This is a genomic window from Flavobacterium ammoniigenes (assembly GCF_020886055.1).
GTDB lineage: Bacteria > Bacteroidota > Bacteroidia > Flavobacteriales > Flavobacteriaceae > Flavobacterium > Flavobacterium ammoniigenes.
Genome location: NZ_AP025184.1, coordinates 2,171,553 through 2,184,196 on the forward strand (window position 1 = coordinate 2,171,553; position 12,644 = coordinate 2,184,196).

Annotated in this window: 13 protein-coding genes; 7 read left to right on the forward strand and 6 right to left on the reverse strand. The window is 35.9% G+C overall.

Features of this window, described 5'->3' with window-relative positions; genetic code table 11:
* Positions 1 to 87: 87 nt before the first annotated feature.
* The 3 genes from LPC21_RS09875 to LPC21_RS09885 all read left to right on the forward strand — a co-directional run bounded on the left by LPC21_RS09875 (position 88) and on the right by LPC21_RS09885 (position 3,555).
* Positions 88 to 660 (forward strand): non-canonical purine NTP diphosphatase, encoded by a 573-nt coding sequence (locus LPC21_RS09875; RefSeq protein WP_229317056.1) that lies wholly within the window; start codon positions 88 to 90, stop codon positions 658 to 660.
* 148 nt (positions 661 to 808) lie between these two features.
* Positions 809 to 2,701: a DEAD/DEAH box helicase gene (locus LPC21_RS09880; protein WP_229317058.1), complete on the forward strand. Its 1,893-nt coding sequence runs from the start codon at positions 809 to 811 to the stop codon at positions 2,699 to 2,701.
* An 86-nt stretch (positions 2,702 to 2,787) separates the two neighbouring features.
* Positions 2,788 to 3,555, forward strand: a complete 768-nt coding sequence (locus LPC21_RS09885; RefSeq protein WP_229317060.1) for a carboxypeptidase-like regulatory domain-containing protein — start codon at positions 2,788 to 2,790, stop codon at positions 3,553 to 3,555.
* Between the two features lie 242 nt (positions 3,556 to 3,797).
* Here the strand turns inward: LPC21_RS09885 and LPC21_RS09890 are convergent, their stop codons facing one another.
* The gene (locus LPC21_RS09890; RefSeq protein ID WP_229317062.1) at positions 3,798 to 5,261 is read right to left on the reverse strand and encodes an aminoacyl-histidine dipeptidase; all 1,464 of its coding nucleotides are present in this window, start codon (positions 5,259 to 5,261) and stop codon (positions 3,798 to 3,800) included.
* A gap of 227 nt (positions 5,262 to 5,488) precedes the next feature.
* On the opposite strand from LPC21_RS09890, the gene LPC21_RS09895 reads away from it, so the two are divergent.
* The 3 genes from LPC21_RS09895 (at position 5,489) to LPC21_RS09905 (ending at position 7,601) form a co-directional block, all read left to right on the forward strand.
* Complete coding sequence (locus LPC21_RS09895) at positions 5,489 to 6,424, forward strand: DUF3810 domain-containing protein (RefSeq protein WP_338030349.1); 936 nt, start codon at positions 5,489 to 5,491, stop codon at positions 6,422 to 6,424.
* Between the two features lie 71 nt (positions 6,425 to 6,495).
* Positions 6,496 to 6,999, forward strand: a complete 504-nt coding sequence (locus tag LPC21_RS09900; RefSeq protein WP_229317064.1) for an RNA polymerase sigma factor — start codon at positions 6,496 to 6,498, stop codon at positions 6,997 to 6,999.
* Positions 6,996 to 7,601, forward strand: a complete 606-nt coding sequence (locus LPC21_RS09905) for a hypothetical protein (RefSeq protein ID WP_229317065.1) — start codon at positions 6,996 to 6,998, stop codon at positions 7,599 to 7,601. The genes LPC21_RS09900 and LPC21_RS09905 overlap by 4 nt, the downstream gene beginning before the upstream one ends.
* Positions 7,602 to 7,632: 31 nt before the next feature.
* Here the strand turns inward: LPC21_RS09905 and LPC21_RS09910 are convergent, their stop codons facing one another.
* Both LPC21_RS09910 and LPC21_RS09915 read right to left on the reverse strand, forming a co-directional pair.
* Positions 7,633 to 8,442: a lysophospholipid acyltransferase family protein gene (locus tag LPC21_RS09910; RefSeq protein ID WP_229317066.1), complete on the reverse strand. Its 810-nt coding sequence runs from the start codon at positions 8,440 to 8,442 to the stop codon at positions 7,633 to 7,635.
* Between the two features lie 84 nt (positions 8,443 to 8,526).
* Positions 8,527 to 9,171 carry an NUDIX hydrolase gene (locus tag LPC21_RS09915; protein WP_229317067.1) on the reverse strand — a complete coding sequence of 215 codons (645 nt, stop codon included), beginning with the start codon at positions 9,169 to 9,171 and terminating at the stop codon, positions 8,527 to 8,529.
* Between the two features lie 91 nt (positions 9,172 to 9,262).
* Between LPC21_RS09915 and LPC21_RS09920 the strand changes: the two genes are divergently transcribed.
* A complete protein-coding gene (locus tag LPC21_RS09920) occupies positions 9,263 to 9,703 on the forward strand; it encodes a DUF4268 domain-containing protein (RefSeq protein ID WP_229317068.1) in 441 nt (146 codons plus the stop codon).
* A 19-nt stretch (positions 9,704 to 9,722) separates the two neighbouring features.
* Here LPC21_RS09920 and LPC21_RS09925 read toward each other — a convergent pair whose 3' ends face one another.
* The 3 genes from LPC21_RS09925 to LPC21_RS09935 are packed head-to-tail and all read right to left on the reverse strand — an operon-like array spanning position 9,723 to position 12,634.
* Entirely contained in the window at positions 9,723 to 10,667 is a 945-nt protein-coding gene (locus LPC21_RS09925) for an NAD(P)H-dependent flavin oxidoreductase (RefSeq protein WP_229317069.1), read from the reverse strand.
* A 17-nt stretch (positions 10,668 to 10,684) separates the two neighbouring features.
* A complete protein-coding gene (mnmA, locus tag LPC21_RS09930; RefSeq protein WP_229317070.1) occupies positions 10,685 to 11,872 on the reverse strand; it encodes a tRNA 2-thiouridine(34) synthase MnmA in 1,188 nt (395 codons plus the stop codon).
* A gap of 60 nt (positions 11,873 to 11,932) precedes the next feature.
* Positions 11,933 to 12,634, reverse strand: coding sequence for a toxin-antitoxin system YwqK family antitoxin (locus tag LPC21_RS09935; RefSeq protein WP_229317071.1), 702 nt, complete (start codon positions 12,632 to 12,634; stop codon positions 11,933 to 11,935).
* Positions 12,635 to 12,644: the final 10 nt, after the last annotated feature.

The following is a 12,644-nucleotide window of genomic DNA, read 5'->3' on the forward strand; positions in this document are numbered from 1 at the left end:
CTATTTTTTTTTAACCTTATTGTCTTAAAATTTAATACGTTACAAAGACTCAAATTAATATCTTTGAAAATTATAATAAACCATATCATGCAACTCGTTTTCGCTTCCAACAATAAAAATAAAATCAAGGAAATTCAATTGTTACTACCCGATTCCATTCAAATCTTAAGCTTGGAAGATATTGGCTGTACCGAAGAGATTCCCGAAACAGCCACTACTATTGAAGGAAATGCGATTCTAAAAGCCAATTATGTCAGTCAAAAATACGGTTACGATTGTTTTGCAGACGATTCTGGATTGGAAGTAGACGCTTTGTATGGCGAACCTGGCGTTTTTTCGGCACGATATGCTGGCGAACCAAAAAATGACGAGAACAATATTGACAAATTAATAGCCAATTTAAACGGAATTGAAAACAAAAAAGCCAATTTCAAAACCGTTATTTGTTTAAATCTCCAGGGTGAACAACATTTATTTACCGGAATAATTAACGGAAAAATAATTGAAGAACGCATGGGCACCAACGGATTTGGTTACGATCCCATTTTTGTTGCTGATGGCTATCAACAAACGTTTGCTGAGTTGACTTTAGAGGAAAAAGCAAGAATCAGCCACCGTGGTATTGCGGTTCAAAAGTTGATAAATTATTTGCATTTTTAGTCCAAATAAATTTTGTTTAACAACAAAAAAGTCAGATCAGCTTCTTTCATTCAAAACACATTTAACATAACTACTTGATAATCAAAAAATAACAAATTAGTTTATATCGTTTTTAAAACCTACCTTTGCAGCCAATTTAAAATAATATATGAACAAATTTGAACAATTAGGTCTGAATGAGTCGCTACTGCTTGCGATCAAAGATCTAGGATTTGAGAATCCATCAGAAGTGCAAGAAAAAGCGATTCCAGTACTATTGGAACAAAACACAGACTTAGTAGCTTTAGCACAAACAGGAACAGGGAAAACAGCAGCTTTTGGTTTTCCACTTATTCAAAAAATTGATGCTGAAGACAGAAGTACACAAGCGTTAATTTTATCACCAACGCGTGAGCTATGCTTACAAATCACCAACGAGATTAAACAATACTCAAAATACGTAAAAGGTTTACATACAGTGGCAGTTTATGGTGGTGCAAGCATTACAGAACAAGCCCGAGAAATTAAACGTGGAGCACAAATTATTGTGGCTACTCCAGGTAGAATGCAAGACATGATCAACAGAGGTCTTGTGAACATTAAAAACATCAATTTCTGTATTCTTGACGAAGCAGATGAGATGTTGAACATGGGCTTTTATGAAGACATCGTATCGATTTTATCCGATACTCCAGACGAGAAAAACACTTGGTTATTCTCTGCAACAATGCCTGCTGAAGTAGCACGTATTGCTAAAAAATTCATGCACGATCCTGCTGAAGTTACTGTTGGTAGCAAAAACTCTGGTTCAGCTACCGTTTCTCACGAATACTATTTAGTAAATGCACGTGATCGTTACGAAGCGTTGAAACGTTTAGCTGATGCTAATCCAGACATCTTTTCGGTGGTTTTTTGTAGAACAAAACGTGATACTCAAGCCGTAGCCGAAAAATTAATTGAAGATGGTTACAGCGCTGCTGCTTTGCATGGAGATTTATCTCAAGCGCAACGTGACGGGGTAATGAAATCTTTTAGAGGTCGTCAAATTCAAATGTTAGTGGCTACAGACGTAGCAGCTCGTGGAATTGACGTTGATAATATTACTCACGTAGTCAACTATCAATTACCTGACGAAATCGAAACCTACAACCACCGTTCAGGTCGTACTGGACGTGCCGGTAAATTAGGTACTTCTATCGTTATTGTAACGAAAAGTGAAATCCGTAAGATTTCTTCAATTGAAAGAATCATTCAACAAAAATTTCAAGAAAAAACCATTCCTTCTGGAATTGAAATTTGCGAAATCCAATTATTGCACTTAGCTAATAAAATCAAAGATACTGAAGTAGATCACGAAATTGACAACTACTTGCCAGCTATCAATGAAGTATTAGAAGGATTATCTAAAGAAGAGTTAATCAAGAAAATGGTATCGGTAGAATTCAACCGTTTCATTAACTATTACAAGAAAAACAGAGATCTATCATCTCAATCTTCTGGTTCAGACCGAAGAGAAAGAGACGGAGCTCCAAGAGAAAATAACAATGGTGGCGCTACCCGTTACTTTGTAAACATTGGATCAAGAGACGATTTCGATTGGATGCAATTGAAAGACTTCTTGAAAGAAACTTTAGAATTAGGTCGTGACGACGTATTTAAAGTAGATGTTAAAGAAGGATTCTCTTTCTTTAATACTGATGCTGAACATACTGATAAAGTAATGGAAGTGTTGAATGGGTATGACTTAAACGGTAGACGAATCAACGTAGAAATTTCTAAAAATGATGGTGGCGGAAGACGTGATCATAATGGAAGAAATTCTGGTGGTGGATTTGGCGGAAGAAGTTCAGCTCCAAGAAGAGAAGGAAGCTTTGCACCAAGACGTGAAGGCGGATTTAGAAGCGACAGAAATTCAGCTCCAAGAGAAGGTGGTTTTAGAAGCGACAGAGGTTCGGCTCCAAGAAGAGGTGAAGGAAGAGAAGGCGGAGTTTCTGAAAGAGCTCCAAGACGCTCAGAAAGCTTTGGTGATTCACCAAGACCAAGAAGACCAAGAAGAGACTAACACCTTTTGTTAATTTTCTTATAATTATAGAAAAACTACAAAATATTCCCGACTGATTTATTACTTTTAAAGTCTTAAACCAGTTTATGAAATATTTTGTAGTTTTCTTTTTTATACTACTTTCAGTACATCTTACTGCACAAGAAGTAGAACCCTCCCAAAAAGTTTCCGGAATTGTTGTCAACGACAATACTAACCAACCCCTATCTAGTGTCAATATCATCAACTTGAATAAAGTTAGAGGAACCACTACAGATGGAAATGGTCGTTTCGAAATTAACGTTCATGTCAACGACACCTTACACTTTACCATTTTAGGTTTTCAACCGCTTCGTGTTAGAGTTACAAACGACTGGATCAAAAACAAAAGTACGCGTATACAATTGACCGAAAAAGCCATTGCCTTAGAAGAAGTGATCATTAGACCCTTTAATTTAACTGGTTATTTAGAAGTCGATTCCAAATTAATTCCTACCAAAGAAAATTTCCGTTATAGCATTTCAGGTTTAACCCAAGGATATGAAGCCGGAGAATATTCGCCAAATGCCTTTGGACGCGTCATGGGATCTATTTTTAACCCTGCGGACATGTTGTATAATTTCTTCGGGAAAAAGCCCAAAGAGCTTAAAAAACTCAAAGAAATGAAGAAGGATGATACCGTTCGAAAACTGCTAGAATCCAAATACGATAGAGAAACAGTTACTGCATTGCTAGGAATTGACACCAAAGAAATTGGCGAAATTCTGAAACGATGTAACTATTCCGAATCTTTTATACAATCGGCTAATGACTTACAAATATTAGACGCTATAAGCGGCTGTTATGAAGAGTATAAAGTTTTGAAAAAGAAATAATTCCGCTACTGCCATCCAACCCTAAGTATATATCGTATATTTAATGAAAATTAATCATTAAACAGAACCAAAATGGCAAAAAGTCAAGACGCAAAAAAGACGGCTAAAAAAGAACCTCTTAAAACTGCGAAGGAAAAAAAAGAGGAAAAAAGAGAAAAGAAAAACAATCCTAAAAGAGACTAACAGATAATAAAAAGCCTCATCTGAAAACAGATGAGGCTTTTTAATTGTATATCAAAAAACTATTTCACTGGAATAGTTGCCAAAACCTCCACTAAAAATTTCCAAAATTTCTGAGCCGAAGAAATACTCGCTCTTTCATCTGGAGAATGCGCACCATGAATGGTTGGTCCAAATGAAATCATGTCCATATCCGGATAATTAGCTCCTAAAATTCCACATTCTAAACCAGCATGACAAGCCACAACTTTGGCTTTTTCTTTGTTTTGCTTTTCATAAATTGAAGTCAATACATCCAAAATTTCCGATTTAGAATTAGGCGTCCAACCTGGATAAGAACCAGAAAATTCTACTTCGCAACCCATCAATTCGAAAGCTGAACGTAAAGCATTCGCCAAATCCATTTTAGCCGATTCTACCGAAGAACGCGTTAAGCATTGTACTGAAAGTTGGCCATTAGCTAAATCTACTTTCGCAATATTGTTAGAAGTTTCGACCAAATTGTCAAAGTCAGCACTCATGCGATATACCCCGTTATGTGCAGTATACATTGCGCGAACAAAATAAAATTGAGCTATCGAAGGCATCACCTTTGCTGGAGGGGTATCTAATTTCTCGAATACTATTTCCAAGTTAGGCTCTGTACTTTTTAATTCCGTTTTAATTTCATTTACGATTTGCTGCATGTCAAAAACAAATGCTTCATCGTATACTTCGGCAATAATGACTTTGGCAACACTTTCACGTGGAATGGCATTACGCAAACTTCCACCATGAATAGATGCTATTTGCAATCCAAAATTATCAAAGCCATCAAATAACAAACGATTCATGATTTTGTTGGCATTACCCAATCCTTTGTGAATATCCATTCCAGAATGACCGCCATTTAATCCTTTAACTGTGATGATATAACCTACTGAACCTTCTGGAGTTTCCTCTTCGTCAAATTCAGCAGTAGCCGTCACATCAATTCCGCCAGCACAACCAATATCAATTTCATCATCTTCTTCGGTATCCAAATTCAAAAGAATTTGACCTTGTAAAATACCACCTTTCAAATTCAGCGCACCAGTCATTCCTGTTTCTTCGTCGATTGTAAACAAGGCTTCAATTGCAGGATGCGGAATATCTTTACTTTCTAAAATGGCCATGATAGCCGCAACACCTAGACCGTTATCTGCACCCAATGTAGTTCCGCGAGCGCGAACCCAATCCCCGTCAACATACATCTCAATTCCTTGAGTGTCAAAATCAAAAACAGTATCGGCATTCTTTTGGTGTACCATGTCCAAATGCCCTTGGAGTACTAATGGCTTTCTATTTTCCATTCCTGGAGTAGCCGGTTTTCTGATGATTACATTGCGAATGGCATCTTCAAAAGTATCCAATCCCAATTGGTTTCCGAAGTCTTTCATAAAAGCAATAACTCGGTCTTCTTTTTTGGAAGGACGCGGTACCGCATTCAAATTGGCAAATTGATTCCAAAGTACTTTCGGTTCTAAATTGCGTATTTCTTGGCTCATATACTGTAGTCGTTTTTATTTATCAAACGGCCAAAGTTACAAAGTTTAGCTTCGTAATGAATGGATATTGTGATTATATTTACATCTCAAAAATACATTTTGTGAAACGCCGGTACTTACTTTCTTTTTTTCTTTTGATACAAATTATTTTGATTCCGTTTCTGGCTGTATTGCCCGAAGTGGTAGAGAAATGGTACAGTAATGGATTCTATCCATAGATTTCCAAAATACTTCGAATGAGCTTTGGATATATCCCTTTTTCTGTGGGAGATTTTTTATACTTCTTAGTCATTTTATTGGTGATAAATTGGACTTGGAAAAGTCGAAAATCATGGAGAATCCATTGGAAAAATAATGTTCAATTAATTTTGAGTGTTTGCTCTATTTTCTATTTTGTCTTTCATTTGCTCTGGGGATTCAATTATTACAGACAACCTCTTTTTGAGAAAATGAAAATGGAGCGCGACTATTCCGATGCTGATTTATTACTTTTTACCCAAAAATTAATTGCTAAAACCAATAGCATTCAGTTCCAAATTACTCAGAACAAAAACAAAGCAATTGTTTTTCCCTATTCGCAAGAACACGTTTTTCAAATGAATGTAAAAGGTTATGATATCCTTGCTAAAGAAATTCCCAATTTTAACTACTCTGAATTGAGTGCCAAAAAATCGCTATTCAGTTTACCTCTCACGTATATGGGTTTTGGCGGCTATTTGAATCCATTTACCAATGAAGCCCAAGTCAACTACTTAATGCCCATGTACCACTCCCCCACTACATCCTGCCACGAAATGGCGCATCAAATGGGATATGCCAGCGAAAGTGAATGCAATTTCATTGGTTTTATGGCTTCGGTAAAGAACCCTGATTTGTATTTCAAATACTCCGGATACAGTTTTGCTTTGAGGTATTGTCTTGCCAATTGGCAAATACGAAACAAAATGGTGTATCAAAAATTACTTCAAACGGTACATCCGGGTATTCTAAAGAACTATGAAGAAAGTGATCGGTTTTGGAAAGCATATGAAACCCCGATTGAAAAAGGCTTTCATTTATTTTATGACCGTTTCTTAAAATGGAACCAACAAAAAGACGGAATAGAAAGCTATAGTAAATTGGTCAACTTAATGGTCAATTACTATAAAAACAAATCCTTGTAAAAACAACAATCACAAATAAATTGCGAAAATAAAACTGTAACAAAACAACCCAAACCACTACTAACCCCCGTATGAAATCAGAATTAGAACAGTCTTTTGTAAAACAACTTCAAGAGAATCAGAATATAATCCACAAAATTTGTCGATTGTATGCTGAGGATGAGGATGCGCACAAAGATTTGTTCCAAGAGATCACGATTCAGTTGTGGAAAGCCTTTCCTAAGTTTAGAGGCGATAGTAAATTCTCTACTTGGGCGTATCGAGTAGCCTTGAATACCGCGATAACACTGTATCGAAAGACGAAGCGATCCATCAATACGGTAGGATACGAAGGTAACTACCATTTCGTTCCTGAAGTACATTACAATTACGAAGAAGAAGAACAACTCAAATTATTATACCAAGCAGTTCATCAATTGAACGACATAGAAAAAGCCCTCATTTTTATGTATTTGGAAGACAAAGATTACACTGAAATTGCAGAAACCCTTGGAATAAGTGAGGTCAACGCAAGAGTAAAAATGAACCGAATTAAAGGAAAATTAAAAAAACTATTAAATCCTAAAGGAATATGAAAGAGTTGGATTTATTGAAGAAAGACTGGCAAAAGAGTGAGGCCTCTTTTGAACAATTGAGCGAAAATGACATTTATGCAATGCTCCACAAAAAATCATCTTCGGTTGTGAAGTGGATTTTAATTGTAAGTATATTGGAATTTGTGATTTTGAATGGAATTGGTTGGTTTCTGCCGGATCCCTACCAATCCAAATACAATCAATTACATCCTTATTTGAGTATTGCAGAAAATCTAAATTATTTTATCATTCTTGGTTTTATCTATTTATTCTTTAAAAACTATAAAACTATTTCTGTTTTAAATAATGCCACGCTACTAATCAAGCATATTTTAAAAACAAGAAAAATAGTAAACTATTACATTTATTGGAACATCTTAATAAGCGGTTTTATAGGTGCCTTCGGATTTATTGATGGATGGAATAACTCCAATACCAACGTTGCCGATATCCCCAATCACGGAACAGCAATGGTGATTCCATTTGCAATTGCCATGTTTTTAATAATGTTATTCATATGGGGATTTTATAAAATACTGTATGGTAACTTTTTAGGAAAACTAAAAACCAATTATGAAGAACTTCAAAAAATAGAATCCTAAAAAAAGAGGCAATAGCCTCTTTTTTTATATCTTAAATATCCCAATTCCTTAGTGCATTCAAACGTTCCTCCTCTTCCAATTCTTCGGCAGGAATCACTTTTAAAAAGGAAGGATGTTGTTCAATGGCATATTCTACTTTTTCAACTATTTCGTCAATAGAGTCGTTTTCATAATCAATATTCAAGGGTTCTTTGATGATGAAGGATTGTAGAATTCCTTTCTTTTTCATGCGTAATCCCTTTTTATCAAAAGAGCGTCTGAAACCGTCAATTACAATTGGAACAACAATAGGTTGATGATCTTTGATTATATGCGCTGTTCCTTTTCTAACAGGTTTAAAAGACTTGGTGGTACCTTGTGGAAAAGTAATCACCCATCCATCAGCCAAAGCAATTTTTATATTTTCAGTATCATTAGGATTAACTTCTCTTTTCTCAGTTACATCAACACCTTTAGCGCGCCAAGTGCGTTCCACTGAAATAGCGCCAACATAGGCTAATATCCTAGGCAACAAACCCGCTTGCATCGTTTCTTTAGCGGCAACATAATAGACATTCATTTTGGGCTGCCACAAATACCCAACGTTTTTAATCGAATCGGTACGGCCACTTAAACTCGCGTTAAAGACATGAAACATGGCTACCACATCAGCAAAATAGGTTTGATGATTCGAAATAAATAAGACATTGGTATCGGGTAAGTTCTTAATAATTTCGGAACCTTCTATATGTAATTCATTAAATCCTCGATATCGTCTGTGTGTCAAACATCCAAGAATGCGGATGAGCCACTTTTTAATAAATAGGATATGACCAAAAGGGTTTCTCTTTAACAATCCCATGATTAGAGTGTATATTAAAATAAATTAGGTGGCAAACTTACAAAATTTATTTTTGGAGACAAATGGAGCGTCAACTGATATCAGTCAGGAAACAGAAGTTATAGCTAACACGTCCTTTAACTCGCTCAACATCATTGCAGTAGCCCCCCAAACAATATGGTTTTCAATTTCGAAAGCAGGTACTTTAATTGAATTGGCATAGGATGTTTGCAATTCCTTCTCAATTATGATAGTATCACTAAGAAAAGTGGCAATAGGCAACTCAATTATACCGGCAACTTCCGAAGGATCGGGTATAAAAGTAATTTCTTCTTTGCACATCCCTAAATAAGGATAGACCATAAAATTACTGGGCGGAATATATACTTGCGTAAACGGTCGAATTAGTGCTACTTTATGAGGGTCAACTCCTACTTCTTCATAGGTTTCCCGAAGGGCAGTTGAAGCAAAATCAATATCCTCTTTTTCATATTTTCCACCAGGAAAGGCGATTTGAGCAGAATGTACTCCTTTATATGAATTACGAACAATCAAAACCAAATGTGTTGTTCCATTTTTAGGATAACACAACATCAAAACGGCAGCAGTTCTTGGATTATAATTATCTCTAAGTTGATTTTTCAAATCATTCAATCGTTCCAAAGGGGCCATTTTTAAATGCGATTGTGTTGCTGGCAATTCTGCAGCAATTAATTTGGGAACAATCTGTAAAAATTCTTGGAAATCCATAATCAAAGTCTATTTTTGCGATGCAAAGCGATTATAAATGTAGTTTAGAAAAAATAAGTACACAAACTTTCAACTACCAAAACAAAATACTATGTACAGTAAAGAAGAAGCCCAACGATTAAAACGTGAATTTTGGATTGCCTTCGCCGAAAAATATCCCAGAAAGTGGCTTTTGTATGATACCAAAATCAAAGATTTTTCTTTTAAGTTTTTTGTAGACAATAAAAAAGCACAGGTACTTATTGATATTGAACCTCGTAATGATGAAAAACGCATCGCCTACTTTGAAAAATTAGAAGCTCTTAAAGCAATTTTGGAAGATGAATTTGTAACCGACTTAGTTTTTGAAAAAAATTATTACTTGGAAAACGGCAAAACCATTAGCCGAATTTGGGTAGAAAAAAGTGACGTTAGTGTCAGTAATCGCAATTATTGGGATGCTATTTTTGATTTTTTTAATGAAAAAATGGCGGCGTTAGAATTATTTTACGCTGAGTATGATGAATTTATCAAGACAATTGAAATGGAGTAGTTCATCGACATGAAAAAAATTAAAATACCCATTGCACACTTTCTTTTTGTGCCAGTTGAAATTCAGTAAGTATACTTTCAATTATTTTGCTCACAGGCTGAATGTCATGAATCAATCCGGAAATTTGGCCAATTTCTAATTCGCCTTCTTCTAAATCTCCTTCAAACATACCGCGTTTGGCACGGGCTCTTCCTAACAATTGAATTAACTCTTCTTTGGTTGCACCCTTGGCGTATAATTCTTGAACTTGTTGGTAAAATTTATTTTTTATTAGACGAACTGGTGCCAATTCTTTTAAGGTTAATTGTGTATCGCCTTCTTTGGAAGCAACCACAGTGTTTTTAAAATTATTGTGTGCTGACGATTCCTCAGAGGCAACAAAACGACTTCCCATTTGCACGCCATCTGCCCCTAAAACCATGGCGGCAAGCATTCCTCTACCGGTTGCTATGCCACCAGCAGCGATCAACGGAATTGAAATTTTTCCCTTCACCATTGGAATCAAAGTTAAAGTCGTCGTTTCTTCACGTCCGTTATGTCCTCCCGCTTCAAATCCTTCTGCAACTACTGCGTCTACTCCTGCTTCTTGTGCTTTTAAAGCAAAAGCAGAACTACTCACTACATGCACTACTGTAATTCCGTTCTCTTTCAAATAAGAGGTCCAAGTTTTTGGATTTCCAGCCGAAGTAAATACAATTTTCACCCCTTCTTCCACAATGATTTTCAAGATTTCTTCTACATTAGGATACAACATAGGAACATTGACACCAAATGGTTTGGAAGTTGCTTGTTGGCATTTACGAATGTGTTCTCTCAGCACTTCGGGATACATCGAACCAGCTCCTATCAATCCCAAACCACCTGCATTACTTACTGCTGAAGCTAATTTATACCCACTATTCCAAATCATTCCACCTTGAATAATTGGGTATTTGATTTTAAAAAGTGAGGTAATATTATTCATGTTATCAAAGGATTACTTTAAGATATAACACCTGAACCTATTAGTTCATCACCAATATGCCAAGCAACGAATTGTCCTTCGGTAATGGCTGATTGTGATTCGTCAAAGGCCACATACATTCCTGATTCAAATTGGTATAAGGTAGCTTTCTGTAGCGGTTGTCGGTAACGAATGCGCGCCATTACTTCCAACGAATCGCCATTGGCTAAAGCCAAATCGGTACGAACCCAATGCAATTCCGCATTAGCAATAAACAATGCTTTTCGGAATAATCCTGGATGTTGGCTCGTCAAACCCGTGTAAATTGTATTTGTAGTAACGTCTGTGGCAATAATGAACAAAGGATCAGTAGTCCCTCCTACATTCAGTCCTTTTCGTTGTCCAATTGTAAAATAATGAGCACCTTGGTGTTTGCCCACCACTTTCCCCATTTCGGGAGTGTACTTGATTTTATTAGCTTCAAAAGCCAAACGCTCTTCTAATGAAAGTCCTTCAGGTAAGCTATGCTGATACACAGGATGGTTCTTATCAATTTGAATAATGATTCCTTCTTTTGGTTGCAATTTTTGTTGCAAAAATTCAGGTAGTCGTACTTTCCCGATAAAACACAAACCTTGAGAATCTTTCTTCTCTGCCGTTATTAAATCCATTTGAGCTGCAATTTCGCGGACTTCAGGTTTGGTTAAATTGCCAATTGGAAATAAGGCTTTCGCTAATTGTTCTTGAGACAACTGACATAAAAAATAAGACTGGTCTTTGTTATTATCAGCACCAGATTTTAGTTGGTATATCGTTTTTCCGGCAACTTCAATTTCGCTTTTTTGACAATAATGTCCCGTTGCCACAAAATCAGCATCCAGGCTCATGGCAATTTTCATAAAAACGTCAAACTTAATTTCGCGATTACACAAGACATCCGGATTTGGAGTACGCCCTTTTTCGTATTCGTTGAACATATAGTCCACGATTTTTTCTTTGTATTGTTCACTTAAATCAACGGTTTGAAAAGGAATTCCTAATTTATCAGCCACTAAAAGAGCATCATTACTATCCTCTAACCATGGACATTCGTTCGAAATTGTCACCGAATCATCGTGCCAGTTTTTCATAAACAGACCAATCACTTCATAGCCTTGCTGTTGTAACAAATACGCAGCAACACTCGAATCAACACCTCCAGAAAGACCAACTACTACACGTTTCATTTCGATTTAATTTGGATTAAAATGGGTAGCAAAGTTACAAAACATTTGCTAGCATAAACTTTATTTCTGTTGTGGACTTTTGGATTTTATAGATAAATCGGCACTGGATTTTTTAACTAATTTACCGTTTTCCAATACTTCCCAAATCCCCGTTTTTAAACCTTTGGAAAACATTCCTTGGGAAACTACAATTCCGCTATCATTTCTGAAAATCGCTAGTCCGTCGTACTCATTATTTTTGAAAAAAGATTCTTCTAAAACAATTCCTGTTTCGGTAAATTTCTTATAGGCACCTTGCTTTAGATTGTTGACAAAGTTAGTTTGCTCAGCTAATTTTCCATTTGGAAAATAGACGGTTCGCAATCCGTTTAATTTTCCGTTTTTATAATTTTCGGCAGTCATTAGGACCGCTGAAGCAAAATGATAGTATTTCCATTCGCCTTCAAAAAGTTTGTTAACTACTTTTCCTTCACTTACTTTGTTCTTATTTTGGTCATAAAAAATAGTGTAAGCTGAATTGTCTTTTGAATTAAATTCACGCGTTGCAATCACATCACCTTTCTGCGTATCATCAAAAAATTGGAACAAACCTATTTCTTTTCCATGATCAAAAGTACCTTGATAACGAGGACGTTTAGATTCTTCATAGACTCCTTTCCAAAGTCCGTGTTTCAATCCTTTTGCATCCAATTGATTGTACTCTTTTTGAGCATGCAAAACACTAAAAATTAAAGAAATCAAAAATACTAGTATACTTCTCATAATGGAATCA